Source organism: Lacinutrix mariniflava (assembly GCF_001418015.1).
GTDB lineage: Bacteria > Bacteroidota > Bacteroidia > Flavobacteriales > Flavobacteriaceae > Lacinutrix > Lacinutrix mariniflava.
This window is the reverse complement of the sequence record NZ_LIQG01000015.1, coordinates 139,473-160,374: the sequence shown is the minus strand read 5'-3', so window position 1 is coordinate 160,374 and position 20,902 is coordinate 139,473. Positions and strand designations below refer to the sequence as shown.

22 protein-coding genes are annotated in these 20,902 nt (G+C 31.3%); 17 read left to right on the top strand and 5 right to left on the bottom strand.

The features are described 5' to 3' along the window. The first annotated feature begins 64 nt into the window (after positions 1-64). From ASC44_RS00780 to ASC44_RS00755, 6 genes are all read left to right on the top strand, one after another. Entirely contained in the window at positions 65-709 is a 645-nt protein-coding gene (locus tag ASC44_RS00780) for a peroxiredoxin (protein WP_055445714.1), read from the top strand. A 6-nt stretch (positions 710-715) separates the two neighbouring features. After that, positions 716-1,024 carry a thioredoxin family protein gene (locus ASC44_RS00775; protein WP_055445713.1) on the top strand — a complete coding sequence of 103 codons (309 nt, stop codon included), beginning with the start codon at positions 716-718 and terminating at the stop codon, positions 1,022-1,024. Between the two features lie 175 nt (positions 1,025-1,199). Further along, entirely contained in the window at positions 1,200-1,457 is a 258-nt protein-coding gene (locus tag ASC44_RS00770) for a DUF6952 family protein (RefSeq protein WP_055445712.1), read from the top strand. A gap of 171 nt (positions 1,458-1,628) precedes the next feature. Continuing rightward, positions 1,629-2,198, top strand: coding sequence for a Crp/Fnr family transcriptional regulator (locus ASC44_RS00765; RefSeq protein WP_055445711.1), 570 nt, complete (start codon positions 1,629-1,631; stop codon positions 2,196-2,198). 60 nt (positions 2,199-2,258) lie between these two features. Further along, positions 2,259-3,263 (top strand): NAD-dependent epimerase/dehydratase family protein, encoded by a 1,005-nt coding sequence (locus ASC44_RS00760; RefSeq protein ID WP_055445710.1) that lies wholly within the window; start codon positions 2,259-2,261, stop codon positions 3,261-3,263. 101 nt (positions 3,264-3,364) lie between these two features. Then, positions 3,365-3,730 (top strand): VF530 family DNA-binding protein, encoded by a 366-nt coding sequence (locus ASC44_RS00755; protein WP_083476210.1) that lies wholly within the window; start codon positions 3,365-3,367, stop codon positions 3,728-3,730. A 7-nt stretch (positions 3,731-3,737) separates the two neighbouring features. Here the strand turns inward: ASC44_RS00755 and ASC44_RS00750 are convergent, their stop codons facing one another. Further along, the gene (locus ASC44_RS00750; protein WP_241491381.1) at positions 3,738-4,367 is read right to left on the bottom strand and encodes a LysE family translocator; all 630 of its coding nucleotides are present in this window, start codon (positions 4,365-4,367) and stop codon (positions 3,738-3,740) included. A 103-nt stretch (positions 4,368-4,470) separates the two neighbouring features. Here ASC44_RS00750 and ASC44_RS00745 point away from each other — a divergent pair, with 103 nt between their 5' ends. The 5 genes from ASC44_RS00745 to ASC44_RS00725 all read left to right on the top strand — a co-directional run bounded on the left by ASC44_RS00745 (position 4,471) and on the right by ASC44_RS00725 (position 11,004). Beyond that, the gene (locus ASC44_RS00745) at positions 4,471-5,352 is read left to right on the top strand and encodes a LysR substrate-binding domain-containing protein (protein ID WP_055445708.1); all 882 of its coding nucleotides are present in this window, start codon (positions 4,471-4,473) and stop codon (positions 5,350-5,352) included. A gap of 291 nt (positions 5,353-5,643) precedes the next feature. Then, on the top strand, positions 5,644-6,765 hold the full coding sequence (locus tag ASC44_RS00740) for a PDDEXK-like family protein (protein WP_055445707.1): 1,122 nt from the start codon (positions 5,644-5,646) through the stop codon (positions 6,763-6,765). A gap of 337 nt (positions 6,766-7,102) precedes the next feature. Beyond that, positions 7,103-8,560 carry a hypothetical protein gene (locus ASC44_RS00735; protein WP_055445706.1) on the top strand — a complete coding sequence of 486 codons (1,458 nt, stop codon included), beginning with the start codon at positions 7,103-7,105 and terminating at the stop codon, positions 8,558-8,560. Positions 8,561-8,682: 122 nt separating this feature from the next. Beyond that, the gene (locus ASC44_RS00730; RefSeq protein ID WP_055445705.1) at positions 8,683-9,528 is read left to right on the top strand and encodes a DUF4238 domain-containing protein; all 846 of its coding nucleotides are present in this window, start codon (positions 8,683-8,685) and stop codon (positions 9,526-9,528) included. Between the two features lie 162 nt (positions 9,529-9,690). Beyond that, positions 9,691-11,004, top strand: a complete 1,314-nt coding sequence (locus ASC44_RS00725) for a MutS-related protein (RefSeq protein WP_055445704.1) — start codon at positions 9,691-9,693, stop codon at positions 11,002-11,004. Between the two features lie 112 nt (positions 11,005-11,116). On the opposite strand, the gene ASC44_RS17665 is transcribed toward ASC44_RS00725, so the two are convergent. Further along, complete coding sequence (locus ASC44_RS17665) at positions 11,117-11,365, bottom strand: ankyrin repeat domain-containing protein (protein ID WP_241491385.1); 249 nt, start codon at positions 11,363-11,365, stop codon at positions 11,117-11,119. Here ASC44_RS17665 and ASC44_RS18275 point away from each other — a divergent pair. Next, positions 11,313-11,453, top strand: a complete 141-nt coding sequence (locus tag ASC44_RS18275) for a hypothetical protein (RefSeq protein WP_241491380.1) — start codon at positions 11,313-11,315, stop codon at positions 11,451-11,453. The two genes, ASC44_RS17665 and ASC44_RS18275, sit on opposite strands and share 53 nt — an antisense overlap. A 236-nt stretch (positions 11,454-11,689) precedes the next feature. Continuing rightward, positions 11,690-12,925 (top strand): ATP-binding cassette domain-containing protein, encoded by a 1,236-nt coding sequence (locus ASC44_RS00715; protein ID WP_055445702.1) that lies wholly within the window; start codon positions 11,690-11,692, stop codon positions 12,923-12,925. A gap of 6 nt (positions 12,926-12,931) precedes the next feature. Here ASC44_RS00715 and ASC44_RS00710 read toward each other — a convergent pair whose 3' ends face one another. The 3 genes from ASC44_RS00710 to ASC44_RS00700 all read right to left on the bottom strand — a co-directional run bounded on the left by ASC44_RS00710 (position 12,932) and on the right by ASC44_RS00700 (position 16,441). Beyond that, entirely contained in the window at positions 12,932-13,402 is a 471-nt protein-coding gene (locus ASC44_RS00710; RefSeq protein ID WP_055445701.1) for an ankyrin repeat domain-containing protein, read from the bottom strand. Positions 13,403-13,519: 117 nt separating this feature from the next. Beyond that, complete coding sequence (gene katG, locus ASC44_RS00705) at positions 13,520-15,694, bottom strand: catalase/peroxidase HPI (RefSeq protein ID WP_055445700.1); 2,175 nt, start codon at positions 15,692-15,694, stop codon at positions 13,520-13,522. 231 nt (positions 15,695-15,925) lie between these two features. Continuing rightward, on the bottom strand, positions 15,926-16,441 hold the full coding sequence (locus ASC44_RS00700) for a fasciclin domain-containing protein (RefSeq protein ID WP_055445796.1): 516 nt from the start codon (positions 16,439-16,441) through the stop codon (positions 15,926-15,928). A gap of 314 nt (positions 16,442-16,755) precedes the next feature. Here ASC44_RS00700 and tpx point away from each other — a divergent pair, with 314 nt between their 5' ends. The 4 genes from tpx to lolA1 all read left to right on the top strand — a co-directional run bounded on the left by tpx (position 16,756) and on the right by lolA1 (position 20,866). After that, complete coding sequence (gene tpx / locus ASC44_RS00695; protein WP_055445699.1) at positions 16,756-17,262, top strand: thiol peroxidase; 507 nt, start codon at positions 16,756-16,758, stop codon at positions 17,260-17,262. Next, positions 17,255-17,626 carry a diacylglycerol kinase gene (locus ASC44_RS00690; RefSeq protein WP_055445698.1) on the top strand — a complete coding sequence of 124 codons (372 nt, stop codon included), beginning with the start codon at positions 17,255-17,257 and terminating at the stop codon, positions 17,624-17,626. The genes tpx and ASC44_RS00690 overlap by 8 nt, the downstream gene beginning before the upstream one ends. A gap of 95 nt (positions 17,627-17,721) precedes the next feature. Next, the gene (locus tag ASC44_RS00685) at positions 17,722-20,181 is read left to right on the top strand and encodes an FtsK/SpoIIIE family DNA translocase (RefSeq protein ID WP_055445697.1); all 2,460 of its coding nucleotides are present in this window, start codon (positions 17,722-17,724) and stop codon (positions 20,179-20,181) included. A 43-nt stretch (positions 20,182-20,224) separates the two neighbouring features. Then, a complete protein-coding gene (lolA1, locus tag ASC44_RS00680) occupies positions 20,225-20,866 on the top strand; it encodes an outer membrane lipoprotein periplasmic chaperone LolA1 (protein ID WP_055445696.1) in 642 nt (213 codons plus the stop codon). Positions 20,867-20,902 lie beyond the last annotated feature (36 nt).

Below are 20,902 nucleotides of genomic sequence, written 5' to 3'. Positions count from 1 at the left end.
TTTTGCCTTCTAATGTACCTTTGCAGTCTGAAAAAACAATCTAATAATTATAAAATTTTATACAATGGCAATAGTAGGAAAACAGTTCCCAGATTTAAATGTAGATGCAATGAACGAAATGGGTGACACCTTTAAATTAAACGTTCTTGAAGAAGCAAAAAATAACAAAAAGAAGGTAGTATTATTCTGGTATCCAAAAGATTTTACTTTTGTTTGCCCAACAGAATTACACGCATTCGAAGCTGCTAAAGCAGAATTTGCAAAAAGAAACACTATTGTAATTGGTGCTTCTTGTGATACTCCAGAAGTACACTTCGCATGGTTAAACACTCCAAAAGATAATGGTGGAATTGAAGGTGTTACTTACCCAATTTTAGCAGATTCTAACCGTAACCTAGCAAATACTTTAGGTATTTTAGATATCTCTAACGAAAAATACAACGAAGAAACTGGTGTTGTAACTGTAGATGGAGACAACGTAACATACAGAGCAACTTACGTAATAGACGAAGATGGTATTGTACAACACGAAGGTGTAAACAACATGCCAATTGGTAGAAACGTAAACGAATTTTTACGTATTATCGATGCCTTAACGCACGTTCAAGAAAAAGGTGAAGTTTGTCCTGCAAACTGGGAAGAAGGAAAAGATGCAATGAGTGCGAATAGAACTGGTACTGCTGAGTATTTAGCAAACCACGTAAACTAATTTATTATGGTTCAAGAATTAAGCCAAGACAATTTAGCCGAAATTATTGCTGCTAACGACACTGTTGTAGTACAGTACTCTGCAACATGGTGTGGTAACTGTCGTATTATGAAACCAAAGGTTAAGAAATTAGCTGGTGAGTTAGAAAATATAACATTTGTTATCGCTGATGCGGAAAAATTCCCGGAATCGAGAAAATTAGCTACAGTAGATAACTTACCAACATTTGCGGCTTTTAAAGGCGGAAAATTTGTAAATCAAACACAGACTAACAAATTCGATGTTTTAAAAGCATTAGTTGACGAAGTAGCATAATAACTTAAATGTCAGGTTGAGCGCAGTCGAAACCTTAAACCTTTCGGCCGCGTTTAATTTATAAAAAAACTGTTTTCGCTTTCGCGGAAGTAATAAACGTCAGTTCGAGTGCATTTGATTTTATTATCGAATTTGTATCGAGAACAACAGTTTATTAAATTAAATAAAATTATCAATGAAATTACCAGTAATAAAACACCTTACGCAATTTATAGAAGACAACGACGAAGACTTTGTAATCGAAACCATTGAAACGCTTGAAGCCCTAACCGAAGTACCTTCTCTTAAAGACGAAGAACTAGACGTTATTGGAGAATTAATCTCTAATATGTATGGCGCTATAGAAGTGAATAAAATGATTAAAGATGGAGCGAGTAAAAAAGATGCCGTTAATGGTTTTATGAAACGTGTTTTAGGATCTATTGATAAATAGTAAAACTGAAAAAGAAAAATTATTTAAAGCCACTTTGCGAAAGCAAAGTGGTTTTTTGCTTTTACTCAAACCTAAAACTTTAATAATTTTGGCTAACTTCGTTTCATTATCTATAAAATCAAATAAAACAAAACTTTAGCACTGTGTTTTATAGCATTTAATAATCTAACAATGAAAAACTTACTAAACTATATTCAATCTCAATTTACTTTAACTGAAGACGATACACGCTTAGTTAAAAACTATTTCATAACCGAAAATGTACCTGCACACACCAAGCTTTTAGAAGCTGGAAAAACAGAACGTTATATTTATTTTTTAAGTGAAGGCATTGTAAAAGGTTATCTAAATATCGATGGAAAAATTGTAATACAACATTTAGTACCTGAACACGATTTTTTCACATCTTTAGAGAGTTTTATGACCGAAACTCCTGCTCCCGATTACTACGAAACCGTTACCGATTGCAAACTATTAAAAATTTCTAAGTCAGACTACAACCTACTACAAGCCAACTCTACATTTTGGAGTAACTTTATAAAAACGGTTACTAACGAGCATTTAAACTGCAAACTAGAACGCGTTAAAGATTTTCAGATATTAACGGCAAAACAACGCTATTTAAAATTTGTAGAACAGCAACCAAACCTGGCTTTAAACGTATCTATAGATAATATCGCCTCCTTTTTAGGTATGGAACCACAATCTCTAAGCAGAATTAGAAAACAAATCACTTTCTAACAAATGTTATTTTTAGACTCTTAATTACCAAAGACCTTTGCTCAAACAAAAAATAAAAAAATGAGTAAAGACATTGCATTAGTTACAGGCGGAAACGGACATTTAGGAAATAATCTAATACGCTTACTACTTTCTAAAAACCAACATGTAAGAACCACCGTTAGAGATATTAATAACACTACACCTTTTAAAGATTTAGATTGCGAAGTTGTACAAGCAGACCTTTTAGACAAACCATCACTAGAAAAAGCCTTCAAAGATGTTACACATCTATATGCTGTAGCTGCAAATTTTAGTATGTGGGCAAAAAATCCAAAGATTCAAATTTACGACAACAACTTAAAAGGCACACAAAATGTATTCGATGTAGCTAAAGCTTGTGGTATTAAAAACATTGTTTACGTAAGTTCTGTAGCTTCTTTAGATTTTACAACCTTACCAGCAAATGTAGATAATGGCTATAATAAAGACCGTAGAAACTGGTATTACAATTCTAAAAACGACTCCGATAAACTCGCTTTAAAATTAGGCAAAGCATATGGTATTAGAACCGTATTAATTTTGCCATCTGCCATGATTGGTAGCTACGCTCACAAATTAAGCTATTCTAATAATTTAGTACATCAAATTTTAAAAGGCGAAATTCCCGTAGATACCAACGTTACCTTAAATTGGGTAGATGTAAAAGATGTTGCTTTTAGCACTTACCAAGCCATGTTAAAAGGCGAAAACCAAGAACGTTATATTCTTTCCAACCCAACACACACCACATTGCAAGACAGTGTAAAAATAGCAGCAAATTTATATCCTGAACTAAAACTAAAAACACCAAAAAAAGTACCTAAATGGCTATTGTATTCGGTTGCAGGATTAATGGAATTTAGTAGTAAAATAACAGGAAAAGAACCCTTACTACAAAGCCACTATTTAGATATGTTTTATGGTTTAAAACAAGATTACGACATCAATAAATCTAAAACAGTTTTAGGCTATAATCCAAAGCCTTCAAAACAAGCTTTAGAAGAAGCACTTAACTATTTAAAAAACGATTGGGAGCAGAAATAAAAGATTTTAAGCCACTTTGCGAAAGCAAAGTGGTTTTTTGTTTAAATTAACGCTCTATTTCATAAAAGAATTAAAAAAAATCTACAAGGCATACACCAATAATGGACATAAAAAACAATAACGAGGAGGACAACAAACAACAGCAACAAGAACAACCTCTAGATAACGAAACCAAATCTAACACAGCTGATGAAAGCAAACCAACTAAACGTATAAGAAGGCAAGCTACTCAAGAGCAATTAGACAACCCTCTTCATGGTGTAAAACTAGCACAAGTATTAGAACGTTTAGTAGCACATTATGGTTGGGAGTATTTGGGAGACCGTACTAATATTCGCTGTTTTCTCTACTATCCTACCATGAAATCTAGCCTTGGTTTTTTAAGAAAAACAGATTGGGCAAGAGAGTTTGTAGAGGACATCTATTTAGAAATGGTGGAAAGAAACCCAAATGGAATAAAAAAGTAAACCACTTCTACCCAAAAGCAATTTGCAATCCCATTAGTACAAATATAAATCCACTAATTTTATTAAGCCATTTTCCAGAATTAGGAGCGCTTTTTATTTTATTAGAAAACGTACTTGCAAATAACGTTAATAACACATACCAAACCACACCTATTGTTGCAAACGTAAGTCCTAATAAAACAAAAGGAATAGGATCTTCTAATTTTGAAGGCGTAATAAACTGCGGAAAAAACGCCAAAAAGAATAATGCAACTTTAGGATTTAATGAGTTAGTAAAAAAACCAGCCCAAAAGTCGTTTTTAGTATTGTTTTTAACCGTTTCCGTGTTGTTTTCTATAGCTAATACCGATGTATCTCTATATTTTTTCACACCTATATATACTAAATAAACTGCGCCAACATATTTAATTACCATAAAAGCTATTGCAGATTTTGCAATTAAAACCGATAAACCCAAAGCCGACAAACACGTATGTGTTAACACACCCGTATTAATACCCATTGCTGACACTATTCCAGATTTACGTCCTTGACTAATCGATTTATTTAAAACAAAAACAGTATCCATTCCTGGTATCATTACAAAAAAAGTTGCGGTAACCAAAAAGGTTATAAAATTTTCAACACCTAACATCATTTTAAAATTTAGAATTATTAATAAACTTTACACAAAGAAAATAGGATGCTACTTATTAAAAAATACATATTTTTGATTCAGTAATGCAAAAAACGCATTTGTTATGACCACACAACAAATAAAATATTTTTTAGTTTTAGCCGAAGAACTTCACTTTTGGAACACTGCCGAAAAAGTATACATCTCGCAATCCTCTTTAACCAGACAAATACAATCACTGGAAGACGAGTTGGGATTTTTACTTTTCGAAAGAAATAAAAGAAACGTAAAACTGACTGATGCTGGTAAATTCCTGCAACAACATTGGAGCAAAACCATGAACGAGTTAGATCATATTTACCAACAAGCCAAAAAAATTAATCAAGGCGATGCTGGTGTGGTTTCTATATCCTATCCTGGTTCAATTACCTTTAGTTTGCTGCCTAATTTTCTAGACCTTATTACAACCAATTTACCAGATCTTAAATTAGAACTGGCCGAACTTACCGACGAAAACCACGAAAAACTCCTCCTTAATTACCAAACAGATATCGCCTTTAGCCGCGACTCTATTTCACATATTAATATACAATCGCTTAAATTATTTACAGAACCTATTTGCATTGCAGTACCCAAAAACCATTGGTTAAATGCCGATACCGTTAACAATATAGACAAACTACAACACGAAAACTTTATACTTTCGGGTTTGCACCAAACCACCTATTTTTCGTCTTTACTACGTAATTTGTTTAATCAGTATGGTTTTGAACCTAAAATTAGTATCGAATCCGATTTTGGTGGCATGATTTTAAATCTCGTGTCTAAAGGACTTGGTATTTCTATTTTACCGCATTCTTTTAAATACTCCAAATTTAATAATGTGCGTTTTATAGATTTAGAACAACAAATCGATTTGTATATCCATTGGCGGAAAAACGAAGGCAATAAAACCATTACTAAAGTTGTAGACTGTGCTAAGTTATTGGATACAACTGTGTATTAAATAAAGAAATTTCTAAAACAAATAGATTAAGAGGTTGCTAAATTAGTTAACGAAGTTAGCGCTCGTTTTTTGTAGAATTTTAGAAAATTGAATTTGAAAACTAGTTAGCTGAAATTTGGTGTGTTTTTGTTTCTTGTAATGGTTGGTTTTCATTCGGTTTTTGGCAACTTCGTTTCTAATGACTTATTAATATAAATAAAGTCCCAATATCACCCTATATTTATGGGATATGAGTCATAAAAGTTATTATATAACGAGTTGGCAACAAGCTAAAAAACATCCGCAAACGCAATGAATGAATTAAAAGATATTGAAAATCTACTAAATATTGTTAAGTCAAGAATCGACGCTCACGTTAAATTTAAAAAGGAATACGACAAACAATTAGCATTTGATTTTAGTCTTTTCCAGTTTTTTGCTATCGGAGAAAATAAGATTAGCCAAGTTTTAGCTTACTTTTTAGATGTAAATCAAAATCACGGACAAGGAGATATATTTTTAAACGAGTTCGTAAAAACTTTCTACGAAAAAGAAATTGAAATCCAACAATTAGAAAATGTCTGTGAAAAGATAATTACGGAAAATAGAAGAATAGATATTTATATTAAACTCAAAGGTTTAACGATTGGTGTCGAAAATAAGATTTGGGCAGACGACCAGCAAAATCAATTAAAAGATTATTCTACATTTTTGGAACATAAATCGAAAGGAAACTATTTATTACTTTATTTAAATCCTTATGGTTTAGAACCAAAACCAAAGAGCATAAACGATAAACTCAAAAGAAAACTTGTAGCCGAAAACAAACTAAAAATCATAAGCTACAAACACGATATAATCAATTTAATTAATAGTTGGTTAGTTATTTGCGAAGCAGATAATGTTTCTCATTTTCTAAAAGAGTTTAAGAAATATCTTGAGATAAAATTTCTCGGTAAAAACACACTAAATATGTCAAAAGAATTAAGAACAATAATTCACGAAAACGAAAGAGAAGTACAGCAATTAGTGAATGAGTATAAACTAATTGAAAACGAAATTTTAAGCACATTAAATACTGTTGCGAAAGAATTAGACAAAACTCAACCTGTTTTAGATATTGCAATTGAAAAAAGCAGAAATGAGTTATTTAATTACAATGGTTCAAGGGTTTACAAATATTCTATTTCTAAAAACGGAAATAAAATTTGGATACAATTTGTTAAGGAAGAAATACATTTGTACTTAAATTATTATTTACAAGAGGGAACAGATTCAAGTTTCAAAGAAATTCTATCGGAATTAAAGTTTACAAATAACACCAAGATAGATTATAAACAAAATAAATCGGAACTCGTAAAAATATTTTTACAACACGTAGGAATTGCAAACGAAAGTTTTAGAGTTTATGATAAACGAAATGAAAAAGAATAATAGCCAATTGCCAACACCGTATATAATTTATTGCTAGTTCTAGCCTGCTTACGAAAGTCCTCGCGGAATTTCTTGGTCGGTAATTATTTACTAAATTAGTTGCTTGAAACACGCAACAAACCATATACAAACACGTTCTGGTTAATGCGCCGCTGCGCTCTGCATTAACCAGAACTCCTGGCGGCTACGCCTAACGTTCTTGTTGATTGCTTCGCTTCGCTGCGCACTAAACAAGAACGTTAGGCTATAAGTCATTTTTTGAAATTTAAAAATACTTCGTATATTCAAATTTCAAAAAACAACTCATAGCCGCCAGGAGTTAGCTTTAATAAAAAAAATGGAACAAGAAAGGAAATATTTTGACATACATAATGTCGAAAGTCTAATTCCATTGATTGATAATAATGGAGTCATAGACGCGGATATCTGCATAAGACCTACAAATAATAATTTGAAATTTGAAAAAATTAAATTTGTACGAGAAATAAACGGAAATCTATATATCGATTCTAACGAATTACAAGATTTAGGCAGTTTAGAATGTGTCAGAGGTGATTTTAAGATTTCTAATGCAAAAACTCTCAAATCATTAAATAACCTTAAAGTGATTTTAGGAAATGCAATTTTAAGATACTCTGCAATAGAAACATTAGGAAAACTTAAAGAAGTTTCAGGTAAATTATCCCTACGTGATACCCCTATTAAAAATCTATCAAACTTAAAAATTGTTGGTCAAGATTTATTTTTACCAAAAAGATTAAAAAATCAATTACCTACAAACATTGTAATAAGGGGAAAAACAAAGTTTTGGAATGACAAAAATACAAGTGAAATTTCAAACTTAAATAGTAATTACAATTGGGGAATTAATAATAATTCAAATTTCTCTAAAATTCATACTCAAGAAATAAATAATAAAAAACGTTTCTTATCTGGAGAATTTTTAGTTCAAAAATGTTTTAATCCTTGCGAGTTAAATAATTATATAATCGAAAACATTAATGAATATTATGAATTTATTAATAAAAAACTTGATGTTTTATATGAAGAAAAATACTCCTTTTATGATACTTTATTCAATGAATTAAAAACTGTTAACAAATTAAATAAAGAATTTCCTATTATAAAACTCGACAAGAGAAAACAAATAGATTTTGGAAAAACTAATAAAGAAGTAAACCTTATTATAAAAAAGAATATTAAAGATTATCCATTTACAAAATATAAAGAAATCCTGAAAAATTTCAAAATAAAATATGATTTTACAGGTTACACTTCTAAATATATTTTAAAATACAATTCACATAAATTAGAATTGTCTGAATATACTGGTTTAGAAAAAGGTTCTTTCATTTATTTTATTGAAAACTCAATATTAGAAATTTTTTCAATATTTATTTATGGAAATCAAGACGAATTTAGAATATCAAAAGGATTACCAAAAATTGGAGAGGGTTGGATATCTGAAACAGAATTATTTCAAAAAATTAAAAATCATTTCTATAAAGAGAACGTAAAACAACACGGAAAACCAAAATGGTTAGGTCGTCAGCATGTTGATATTTGGATTACTAAATATAAAATTGGAATTGAATTTCAAGGAAAACAACATTATGAACCAATTGCATATTTTGGAGGAATAGAAACATTTAAGAAAAACCAAGAACGGGATTTAAGAAAAAAAGATCTTTTTAAAAAAAACAATGCTCACTTAATAGAAGTAACACACGGTTACAATTTGGAAAGTTTAATAAAAAAAATAGAGAATATAATTACTACAGCCAACACCGAGTAAAATTAATTCCTGGCTTTAGCCAATTTACAAAAGTCCAAACGGACTTTCTTGGTCGGTAATTATTTACTAAATTAGGTGCTTGAAACACGCAACAAACCATATACAACACTGTTGTATACCATATGAATATAACCAAAAAACCACATTTTGTACCTGCAACTTATCTTCAATTTTGGAGCGTGAATAACATTCCTAATGGAAGAAAATCTCATATATATGTTACAGATAAAAATGGAAGTAGAATTAGTTCTGCTTCTAAAACAGGAGTCGCTAAGCATTTCTATTCAAAAATAAATCCAAATAAAGCTGAGGAATACTTTCAAAAATTTGAAGACGGATGGTCGAAATTGGTTAAAGAATTATTAGAAAACAAAGGACCTAAACCAGAAATATTAAGTTGTTTATTTCTACTCCAATCTTCCCAATTTTTATTACGAAATAGATGCTTTGAAAATTTATCTGAAAAAGAAAGAATAGAAGTATATCACAATTGTATTGAAACATATTGGACAAAAACTATAATGAACAATAAAATTGGAAAAACGCACGAAGAGTCTCTCAAACTAATAGAAAAAAATTGGACTTGTTTGCTTGTGAGAAATAAAGACGAGAGGTTTATCACATCTGATAATCCAACATTAACACTTAATGTTAAAGGAAAAAATCCAGCTATAATTTATATAGCTCTAAATCCAAAATGGTCTTTACTTGCCTTGAATAATGAAGTTATTAAATTAAAAAGCAATAATTTAACCGAACAGGATATTGATTATCTAAACAATTATACAATTGGAAATTGCAACCGAGAAGTGTACTCAAATAAACCTCTTAATAAGGAGTCTTTATCGAAATTTATTGAATACATGAAAATAAGACCTGAAAAGAATAGTTATTACGATGATAAAACATTACACTTAATATCATATGATTATCCAATTCTTGGAATGGAATTCTCATTTATTGAATAAATACGGCATATAAACAGCGTGCATAATTCATTACTTGTTTAGTTAATTTACGTGAGTCGTCGCGGATTTTATATTCGATTTTTAATTACTAAATCACACTCTAAATCACGCAACAATCCACATAAAATCAAGTTTACAGCCAATACAAAATCAACCTAATTAATGAAATTCGAATTAGACCGTCAAACAAAAAATGATTTAGAAATTTTCAATTCTAGGGATAATTCTATTCATAGTTATTATGATATGACAAAAACTAAAGGTGGTAAAAACTGTCTTTATGAAATAATGAATAACCCACTGTCAAACATTTCTAAAATTAAAAATAGACGTGACATTATTCAATTCTTTTACAATTCCGATTTTAGACTCTCTATAAATTATAATCAGTTAGAATATATTGAACATTACTTAAAATTAGGAACAACACCTTTGAATGCCAATATATTCAGTTCGTTAATAAACCACTTAACTTATAAAATAAGACCAAATAACGATTACTATTTAATTACAAAAGGTATTGAGCAGCTGTTATTACTTTTTAAAGAATTAAATAACACACTACAAATAGATCTTGAAAACTGCCCAGAATTATTAAATAAAGAAATAAAAACCATTAATGATTTAATAAAATCACCTTTTTTAAATACATTCATTTTATCCAATAAGCCGTTAAATTTTAGTGATATTAATAAGTTAGATACTTTTTTAAGAAATAGTCATTTTCATGCGTTAGAAAACTTAATAGCATCTGTATATACAATAGATGCCTTTATTTCGGTAGCAGATACTGCTAGAAAAAAAAACCTAACGTTTCCGGTTTATGTTGACACAAAAACACCGGAATTGCAGCTTACTGGCCTTTATCATCCATTATTAAAGAAAGCAAAATCTTACGATTTTGAAATTAATAAAAAATCAAATATGGTATTTTTGACAGGCCCAAATATGGCAGGAAAATCAACCTTTCTTAAATCCATTGGACTGTCGGTTTTCATATCCCATTTAGGGTTTCCTGTGCCTGCTGCTGCCATGACAACTTCTGTTTACAATGGCGTTGTGTCTACCATAAATTTGTCGGATAATTTAAATAAGGGATTAAGTCATTTTTACACGGAAGTCAAACGTGTAAAAGAAACAGCGCTTAAATTAAAAGAAAACAAAAATTTACTTGTTATTTTTGACGAGCTATTTAGAGGGACTAATGTAAAAGATGCAGCAGATGCATCTTTATTAATTATTGACTCGTTTTCTAAAATTAAAAAAAGCACATTTTTTGTATCAACACATATTACAGAAGTAGCATCGGAATTATCTGGTGCGGATAGTATCCAGTTTAAATGTTTTAACTCGCAATTGGTTAATAACACACCAGTTTACGACTATAAGTTAAAAGATGGTATTTCTCATGAGCGCTTAGGACTGCTTATTGTAAAAAACGAAAAGATTGTCGAGATTTTAAAATCGATAGAATAATTAAAAAGGACTGCCTGTAACACTCCATAATAATTAATATCTAGCTCGAGCTTACTTACGAAAAACCTCGCTTATTTCATTAGTTACTTCCACACTCTTCAAACAAAAAAAACTATCTCAAAAGCGGAATAATTTCAGTAAAACTCTTGTCTATTGCATAATCCAGAGCAGTCTTACCGATGTTATATTTAATACTAATATCAGCGTTATGTTCTAATAATAATTTTACAATATCTACTTTATTGTATTGTGTTGCAAAGGTTAACGCTGTGGTTCTGTTGTTATTTGTTGCATTTAAATTAGCACCATTGTCAATTAAATATTTAGCAAAAGCGACGTTTCCGTTAAAACTAACACCAATTAAAGCGTTATTTCCAGAGGCATCTTGTGCATCAATTGGTGCTTGGTGTTATACTAATGTTTTAGTGGCTGCTTCGTTATCAAAATAAGTGGCTAAAATTAATGGTGAAGTAATAAAGTTTTCATTGATAAATTAACTGAGAATTTAAAATAGTATTGACATTAGCAAAAAAAAACTCCACTCCAAAACTTTAGCAAATATTCAAAACAAGCTTTTTCCTAAATAAACTAATTATTAACTTACATCAAATAATTTCGTTAATCGAAAAATAACTACTTTAGGATTGGGAACAACTCAAATATTAAAACACTTCTAACTAGAATAATGAAAGCATTACAACAACATTATGCCATTGAAAACACGGAGCGTTCACCACATGAGCATTGGTTACCAAACTTACTTAGTGGCGTTTATAAATTACCAGGATTAGAAGGAAAAAGAGGTGTTTTATTTTCAAATACTATTTTGGAAGAATACATTGAAGAAGAAGAAAAACACGATAATTTTAAGTTAACATCGGGAAAAAGCAGAAACCTGAGAACATTATCTTCTGGTGAGCAAAAAAAAGCATTGCTTACTTATCTACTAAAACAAAACCCAGATTTTATAGTATTAAATAATCCTTATGAAGCGCTAGACAAAGCATCTGTAGCAGCATTAAAACAACAGTTAATTACTTTGTCTAAAAATATACCTATCGTATTTATTTTCAACAGACAAGATGATGTATTAACCGTAATTACTCATGTCATTACATTTGACAAAGCCGAGCTTAAAGCAGTGGTACCTATTGAAGACTATAATTTTAAGAGAAGTCCGTTTGTTTTTAATAAAGAGATCCCACATTCAATAACAACGTACACCAATATTCCAGAAGTGCTCGTAGAACTTAAAAATGTTAATGTAAGTTATGAGGAGCGTTTCATTTTAAATGATATTAACTGGACCATTAAAAAAAAGGAATTTTGGTATTTAATTGGCCCAAATGGTTCTGGTAAAACAACCTTACTATCTATGATTTATGGGAACAACACCAAAGCTTATGGTCAAGACGTATCTCTTTTTGGAAAAAGAAAAGGCAGCGGAGAAAGTGTTTGGGATATAAAACAGAAGATTGGATATATAAGTCCTTCGATGTTAGAATTATTTAAAAGAAGCTATACCGTAGAGCAAATGATTATTTCGGGCTTTTTTGATAGTGTTGGCTTATATAAAACACCATCTACTTTACAAGTTCATACGGCTACGCAATGGATAGAAGTCTTAAATTTAAGTAAAGAAAAGAACACTTCTTTTCTTAAATTATCACCACCTATTCAGCGCTTAATATTAATAGCAAGAGCGATGATTAAGCATCCGCCATTATTGATATTAGACGAACCATTAATTAATGTAGACGATGAAGGTACAGCACTTATTTCGGCATTAATAAACAAAATCGCAAAAGAAAGCGAAACCAGTATTTTGTTTGTTTCTCATCGTGACGAACCTAATATTCATCCTGATTTTACTTATGAACTTTTTCCATCACCAAATGGCTCTGTAGGCATACAGAAATAACAAACATTAAGCTAAAAGCGCAGCAATAGCACTAAAACCTTTTGCTTCGGCATAGTCTAAAGCTGTTTTGTTATCATTATCTTTAATGGTAGCATCTGCTTTTTGTTCTAATAACAATTTTACAATATCTACTTTATTGTATTGTGTTGCAAAGGTTAATGCTGTGGTTCCGTTGTTATTTGTTGCATTTAAATTTGCACCATTCTCAATTAAATATTTAGCAAAAGCGGCATTTCCTTTAAAACTAACACCAATTAAAGCTGTGTTTCCAGAGGCATCTTGGTCGTTTATTGGTGCTTGATTTTCTACTAATGCTTTCGTGGCTGCTTCGTTATCAAAATAAGTGGCTAAGATTAATGGTGTAAATCCGCGTTCGTCTTTAGCTTCTGCTAATTTAGGATTTGCTGTAAGTAATGCTTTTAAAGTAGCAGTATCTTTATTTTTTATGCTTTCGAAAAGAGTGTTTATATTTTTCATTTCTTTTATTTTTTTGTGGTTTTTATTGCGTTTACCAATGGTAAATACTGACTTTTTTTCAATAAAAAAGGAATGGATTTTAAAAATCCACTCCTTTATATTATATGTTAATACTCCTTATTTTAAATCAAAACGGTTAGCGTTCATCACTTTAGTCCAAGCAGCAACAAAATCTGTTACAAATCTTTCTTTACTATCATCTTGTGCATACATTTCTGAATACGCACGTAAAATAGAGTTAGAACCAAATACTAAATCTACACGTGTTGCAGTAAATTTAACATCTCCAGTTTTACGGTTTTTAATTTCGTAAATACCGTTGTCTTGAGATTTCCATTCGTAAACCATATCGGTAAGGTTTACAAAGAAATCGTTAGTTAAAGCACCTTCATTTTCTGTAAACACACCATGTTTAGTTCCTCCAAAGTTGGTTCCCATAACACGCATACCTCCTACTAATACTGTCATTTCTGCAGCAGTTAATCCAAGTAATTGTGTTTTATCTAGTAACATCTCTTCAGGGCTAACTACATATTCTTTCTTTTGGTAATTTCTAAAACCATCTGCAAGCGGCTCCATAGACTCAAAAGATTCTACATCTGTCATAGCCTGCGTAGCATCACCTCTACCTGAAGTAAAAGGAACACTAATGTTCATACCAGCATTTTTAATAGCTTTTTCTACACCAACATTACCAGCTAATACAATAGTATCTGCAAGGCTAATTCCAAACTCAGTAGCAATTGGCTGTAAAACAGCTAATACTTTTTCTAATTGAGCAGGCTCGTTACCTTCCCATTTATTTTGAGGCGCTAAGTTAATACGTGCGCCATTTGCGCCACCTCTAAAATCTGATCCTCTATAAGTTCTTGCACTATCCCAAGCGGTAGATACTAATTCTGAAATCCTTAAATCTGTACTAGCAATTTTATCTTTTACAGCATTTACATTATAATCGTTATTTCCTTTTGGAATTGGATCTTGCCAGATTAAATCCTCTTGTGGTACATCTGGTCCAAACCATCGGTCTTTTGGTCCCATATCACGATGCGTTAATTTAAACCAAGCACGTGCAAATGCATCTGAAAATGCATCAAAATCGTCTTTAAATTTTAATGAAATTTCGTTATAAATAGGATCCATTTTCATAGCCATATCTGCATCTGTCATCATTGGATTTAATTTTGTTGTTAAATCCTCAACATCTACAGGTTTATCTTCTTCTTTAATACTTACAGGTTCCCACTGTGTAGCGCCTGCAGGACTTTTACGTAATTCCCACTCATGGTTATATAACATTTCGAAAAAACCATTATCCCATTTAGTAGGATGCGTTGTCCAAGCACCTTCTATCCCACTAGTAACCGTATATCTTCCTTTTCCTGATTTATTTGGATTAGACCAACCTAAACCTTGCTCTTCTACATCTGCACTTTCTGGATCTGGACCTAAAATGCTTGCATCTCCATTTCCGTGCGCTTTACCAACGGTATGCCCACCAGCAGTTAAAGCAACAGTTTCCTCATCATTCATCGCCATACGCTTGAATGTTTCTCTAACTTGTAATGCTGTTTTTAATGGATCGGATTTACCATTTACACCTTCTGGATTTACATAAATTAATCCCATTTGTACGGCTGCTAATGGATTTTCCATAGTATCTGGTTTATCAACATTACCATAACGCTCGTCGCTTGGTGCTAACCATTCTTTTTCGGCTCCCCAATACACATCTTTTTCTGGGTGCCAAATATCTGTACGACCAAATGCAAAACCATAGGTTTTTAATCCCATGTTTTCGTAAGCAATAGTTCCGGCAAGAATAATTAAATCTGCCCAACTTATTGTATTACCGTATTTTTTCTTGATAGGCCAAAGTAAACGTCTTGCTTTATCTAAACTAGCATTATCTGGCCAAGAATTTAAAGGTGCAAAACGTTGGTTTCCTGTACCACCACCGCCACGTCCATCTGCTAATCTGTAAGATCCTGCAGCATGCCATGATAATCTAATCATTAATCCACCATAATGTCCCCAATCTGCAGGCCACCAATCTTGACTATCCGTCATAAAATCATTCACATCCTTTTTTAAAGCGGCTACATCTAATTTTTTTAATTCTTCTTGATAATCGAAATCTGCACCTAAAGGATTTGTTTTAGAATCCTGCTGGTGTAAAATATCTAAGTTTAAGGTGTTAGGCCACCAATCTGTTACCGATTTTTCGGTAGTTGTAACTGCGCCTTGCATAAAAGGGCATTTGCTTGCGTCTCCATTAGTAGAATGATCCATATATTTAATTGTTTTTTTATTTGACGTTTAATTTTTGATAAAATTACTCTATTGACAAGCTTAATACTTATAAATAAAATTGATTGTTTTTATTTTATCATAAAAATAATTTATAGATAATTAATTTATTGAATCCTTAAATTTAAAGAAAGCAATCTACTTAAACAAAAAAAGAGCAACTTCTAATAGAAGTTGCTCTTTACTAACTAACCTTAATAAATCCCTAGTAAATTAAGATTTAGGAAGTAATACTGAATCAATTACATGAATAACACCGTTAGATTGATTAACATCTGCGATTGTTACTTTTGCAGAGTTTCCGTTTTCATCTGTGATGTAAACATTTTTATCTTTTAACCAAGCAGTAATAGTTCCACCGCTAACTGTTTTAATTTCAGCTTTACCTTTTCCTTTTTTAATCATTTTTAAAACAGCTTTAGCATTCCATTTTCCAGCAACTACGTGGTATGTTAATACTGTCTGTAAAGTTTTTTTGTTCTCTGCCATTAATAAGGTATTAACTGTACCTTCTGGTAATTTTGCAAAAGCTGCGTTTGTTGGTGCAAATACAGTAAATGGACCTTCGCTAGATAATGTCTCTACTAAATCTGCCGCTTTAACTGCTGCTACTAAAGTGGTGTGATCTTTAGAATTTACTGCATTTTCAATAATGTTTTTACTTGGGTACATTTCTGCTCCACCAACCATTACTGTTTTTTCTTTCATCATTTTTTCTTTCTTCATCATTTTCTCTTGAGAAAATCCGCTGATAGAAGTAATAACTGCTAATGAAAATAAAGTTGCTTTTAATAATTTTGAAGTATTCATAATTTTGTTTTTTTTTAATTAATTATAATATTGTTTACAGGTCTATTAACGAAATATAGATAGTATCGGTTTTAAGGACACCTGTCCTTTAACAAATTATTAACGATGCACCGATACTTAATACAATGACAAACAAGCACTTATTTTATTCTAAAAAAATAAAAAAAATGAACACATGATAGTATTAGCACTTTATTATTCTTAATTTTATACTTTAATTAAAACATAATAAAATGGCTAAAATAACTTTAGGAGGAGCAGCAGTTGAAACGATTGGAAACCTTCCAAAAATAGGAGAAAAAGCTCCAGACTTTACATTAACAGTAAGTGATTTATCAACTCAAAAACTTTCAGACTTTGCAGGAGAAAAGCTTGTATTAAACATTTTTCCAAGTGTAGACACAGGAACTTGTGCAACATCTGTAAGAACCTTTAATAAGGAAGCATCAGAAATGGAAAACACTAGAGTATTATGTATTTCTAGAGACTTACCATTTGCACAAGCTCGTTTTTGTGGTGCAGAAGGTATTGATAATGTTATGATGTTATCAGATTTTAAAACAGGACAGTTTGGTAAGGACTATGGTTTAGAAATTGTTGGTAGTGCTTTTGAAGGATTACATTCTCGCGCTGTTATTGTTTTAGACGAAAATGGTATTGTAAAATACACAGAACAAGTACAAGAAGTTGGAAACGAGCCAAACTATAAAGCATCATTGTATGCACTTTTAGATGAATAAAAAAAAGGACTCTTTTTTAGTAAATAGAATTAAAAGTGTAGGCTTCGCATTTAAAGGAGCCTACCTTTTAATTACCACAGAAGCAAGTTTAAAAGTTCAATTTATTATTGGCTGCTTCATGACTATATTGGGTTTCTACGCAGGCATTTCTGCAACAGAATGGTGTATTCAAATTTTAGTTATTGCACTCATTATGGCTATTGAAGGTGTAAATACTACTATTGAAGAAATTGCAGATTTTATTCACCCAGAACACCATCCCAAAATTGGTTTAATTAAAGACCTTGCAGCAGGAGCTGTTTTTATTGTTGCTATCGCAGCAGTTGTTATTGGTTGTATTATATATATCCCTAAGATTTTTTAATACCATTAGACTTCGCTAACACCTTTAATAATACAAGAAAAACTTCAAAATAATCAATTGAATTTGTTTACTTTTACGCAATCTAAAAACCAACAATGGCGAAAGCAAAAGCAAAATCAAAACCTAAAACAACTAAGAAAAAATTAAGCTTTAAAAAACCTGATTTTAAACTTACAAGTCAACAAAAGTTAATTTTTGGTAGTCTTTTAGTGCTTTTAGGTGTCTTAATTTTTATAGCTTTTCTATCTTTTCTGTTTACTGGAAAAGCAGATCAAAGTGTACTTAGTGAATTTCCATCTAGAGTAGTCGAAACACAAAACTGGGCAAGCCAAAGTGGTGCTTGGATAAGTGACTTTTTTATTCAGCGTGGATTTGGTATTGCTTCTTTTATTTTTTCAGGATTAATTTTCTTGTCTGGAGTTTATATTCTTTTAGATCTAAAAAAGGATAAGCTTTTTAAACATTGGTTTTGGGGCATTATAATAACAATATGGTTATCTCTTTTTCTAGCGTTTATCGCTCCAAAAATTGGTGTTTTAAGTGGTACAATTGGATTTGAATTAAATAATTTCTTACAAGACTATATTGGTAAAATTGGTGTTGCTCTATTATTACTTTTCGGTTTAATTACTTATTTAGCTATTAGATTTGGTTTTACTCCTGAACGTATTGGTGCGCTATTAAGAAGTGCTAAAAAAGATATTAAATCTGAATTTAATGAAGCCTCTAAAGACATTATAGTTCCTGTAGATAATGCTTTATCTGATGAAGCAGAAGCTTTTAAATCGGCTTTCGATATAAAGGAAGATACTAATACTAATGAACCTACAATAGAGAAGCCTTCTGAAACTGAAACTAAACTAGATACGCCTTCCACCACAGAATTAAAAGTAGAAACACCAAAGGTTGAGAAACCTACTATAATTAATTCTACTATGGAAATTGAAATTCCAGAAGACGAACCTGAAGTAGAGATTGAGGTTGAAAAAGTAGTCGAAGAAAAATCTGAAACCGATAATCTTTCAGATAAATTAGTAGCAGATTTTGGACCTTATGATCCTACTCTAGAGTTAGGAAACTATCAATTTCCGCCTTTAGATTTATTAAAAAAATATGATAATGAAGGTGTTACTATTAACCAAGAAGAATTAGAGGCTAACAAAAATAAAATTGTTGAAACTCTAAACAATTATAAAATTGGTATTGCGAGTATTAAGGCAACTATTGGTCCCACAGTTACGCTTTATGAAATTGTTCCAGAGGCCGGTATTCGTATTTCAAAAATTAAAAATTTAGAAGATGATATTGCATTATCTCTAGCGGCTTTAGGGATTAGAATAATTGCTCCTATTCCAGGAAAAGGAACTATTGGTATTGAGGTTCCAAACACGAATTCAACTATTGTTTCTATGCGCTCGGTTATTGCGTCGCAAAAATTTCAGAATTCAAAAATGCATTTACCTATTGCAATAGGAAAAACCATTAGTAACGAGACTTTAGTTATCGATTTAGCAAAAATGCCTCACCTATTAATGGCAGGAGCAACAGGACAAGGAAAATCGGTTGGATTAAATGCTGTATTAACCTCTCTACTATACAAAAAACATCCTGCAGAAGTTAAGTTTGTTTTGGTAGATCCTAAAAAAGTAGAATTAAATTTATTTAATAAAATTGAAAGGCATTACCTCGCGAAACTTCCTGATGAAGCTGAGGCCATTATAACGGATAATACTAAAGTAATTCACACGTTAAATTCATTATGTATTGAAATGGATAACCGTTACGAAATGCTTAAAAATGCATTATGTCGTAACATTGTAGAATATAATACAAAATTTAAAGCCCGTAAATTAAATCCTAATGATGGTCATGCATACTTACCATACATTGTTTTAGTAGTAGATGAGTTTGCCGATTTAATTATGACTGCTGGTAAAGAAGTAGAAACTCCTGTTGCACGTTTAGCGCAACTAGCACGTGCCATTGGTATTCATTTAATTATTGCTACGCAAAGACCTTCTGTTAACGTAATTACGGGTATTATTAAGGCCAATTTCCCGGCTCGAATTGCCTTTAGAGTGTCTAGTAAAATAGATTCTCGTACCATTTTAGATGCTGGTGGTGCAGACCAACTTATTGGTCGTGGAGACATGTTATACACGCAAGGTAATGACATGATTAGAGTACAGTGTGCTTTTGTAGATACTCCAGAAGTCGAAAAAATTGTTGATTTTATTGGCGCTCAAAAGGCCTATCCGGATGCTTATTTGCTTCCAGAATACGTAGGTGAAGAAGGTGGCACGAGTCTTGATATAGATATAGACGATAGAGATAAACTGTTTCGACAAGCTGCCGAAATTATTGTAATAGCCCAACAAGGTTCTGCTTCTTTATTGCAACGTAAGTTAAAATTAGGTTACAATCGTGCAGGACGAATTATAGATCAGTTAGAAGCTGCGGGAATTGTTGGAGGTTTTGAAGGCAGTAAAGCAAGACAAGTTTTAGTTGTAGATTTAGTTGCTCTCGATCAATTATTAGAAAACGAAGGACAATAAAATTAAAATCTCCGTCTAGGCGGAAACTTAAAAAAGTATTTCAATGAAAAAAGTATTACTAGTATTAGCTTTAATTATTTCTGGAGTAACATTTGCTCAAAATGATACTAAGGCAAAAACGCTATTAAATGAAGTGTCTACCAAAGTAAAAGGTTACGACAACATTTCTATAGACTTTAAATATGTTTTAGAGAACACCTCTGAAAACATAAAACAAGAAACACGTGGAGACGTTACTATGCAAGGTGACAAATACAAATTAAACATTCTTGGAGTTACAAGAATATTTGATGGAAAAAAACTACACACTATTAGTCCTGAAGATGAAGAGGTAACTATTTCTAAAGAAACAGGTGAAGAAGAAGGTACTGTTACTCCAAGTAAAATGTTATCGTTTTACGAAGATGGCTTTACTTATAAAATGGATATTGTTCAAAAAGTAAAAGGTAGAAAAATACAGTATGTAAAATTATCTCCTATGGATTCTAATGCAACCATGAAATATATTCTTTTAGGAATAGATGCTGAGACAAAACACATCTATAATCTTATCGAAATTGGAAAAAATGGAACTAAAACAACACTTACTGTTAATTCTTTTAAAACAAATGAGCCTATCTCGAAAACCTTGTTTATTTTTGACGAAAGTAAGTATAAGGATTACTTTATAAATAAATTAGACTAAGGACCATTAGTGAAAATACTAGATAGATACATATTA

Coding starts and splice junctions, on each gene's coding strand:
- tpx (WP_055445699.1), top strand. CDS start 16,756: ATGGCTAAAATAACTTTAGGAGGAGCAGCAGTTGAAACGATTGGAAAC.
- ASC44_RS00685 (WP_055445697.1), top strand. CDS start 17,722: ATGGCGAAAGCAAAAGCAAAATCAAAACCTAAAACAACTAAGAAAAAA.
- ASC44_RS00745 (WP_055445708.1), top strand. CDS start 4,471: ATGACCACACAACAAATAAAATATTTTTTAGTTTTAGCCGAAGAACTT.
- ASC44_RS00755 (WP_083476210.1), top strand. CDS start 3,365: ATGGACATAAAAAACAATAACGAGGAGGACAACAAACAACAGCAACAA.
- ASC44_RS00780 (WP_055445714.1), top strand. CDS start 65: ATGGCAATAGTAGGAAAACAGTTCCCAGATTTAAATGTAGATGCAATG.
- ASC44_RS00770 (WP_055445712.1), top strand. CDS start 1,200: ATGAAATTACCAGTAATAAAACACCTTACGCAATTTATAGAAGACAAC.
- ASC44_RS00730 (WP_055445705.1), top strand. CDS start 8,683: ATGAATATAACCAAAAAACCACATTTTGTACCTGCAACTTATCTTCAA.
- ASC44_RS00710 (WP_055445701.1), bottom strand. CDS start 13,402: ATGAAAAATATAAACACTCTTTTCGAAAGCATAAAAAATAAAGATACT.
- ASC44_RS00740 (WP_055445707.1), top strand. CDS start 5,644: ATGAATGAATTAAAAGATATTGAAAATCTACTAAATATTGTTAAGTCA.
- ASC44_RS00715 (WP_055445702.1), top strand. CDS start 11,690: ATGAAAGCATTACAACAACATTATGCCATTGAAAACACGGAGCGTTCA.
- ASC44_RS00725 (WP_055445704.1), top strand. CDS start 9,691: ATGAAATTCGAATTAGACCGTCAAACAAAAAATGATTTAGAAATTTTC.
- ASC44_RS00760 (WP_055445710.1), top strand. CDS start 2,259: ATGAGTAAAGACATTGCATTAGTTACAGGCGGAAACGGACATTTAGGA.
- lolA1 (WP_055445696.1), top strand. CDS start 20,225: ATGAAAAAAGTATTACTAGTATTAGCTTTAATTATTTCTGGAGTAACA.
- ASC44_RS00735 (WP_055445706.1), top strand. CDS start 7,103: ATGGAACAAGAAAGGAAATATTTTGACATACATAATGTCGAAAGTCTA.
- ASC44_RS00775 (WP_055445713.1), top strand. CDS start 716: ATGGTTCAAGAATTAAGCCAAGACAATTTAGCCGAAATTATTGCTGCT.
- ASC44_RS00690 (WP_055445698.1), top strand. CDS start 17,255: ATGAATAAAAAAAAGGACTCTTTTTTAGTAAATAGAATTAAAAGTGTA.
- katG (WP_055445700.1), bottom strand. CDS start 15,694: ATGGATCATTCTACTAATGGAGACGCAAGCAAATGCCCTTTTATGCAA.
- ASC44_RS00750 (WP_241491381.1), bottom strand. CDS start 4,367: ATGATGTTAGGTGTTGAAAATTTTATAACCTTTTTGGTTACCGCAACT.
- ASC44_RS00765 (WP_055445711.1), top strand. CDS start 1,629: ATGAAAAACTTACTAAACTATATTCAATCTCAATTTACTTTAACTGAA.
- ASC44_RS00700 (WP_055445796.1), bottom strand. CDS start 16,441: ATGATGAAGAAAGAAAAAATGATGAAAGAAAAAACAGTAATGGTTGGT.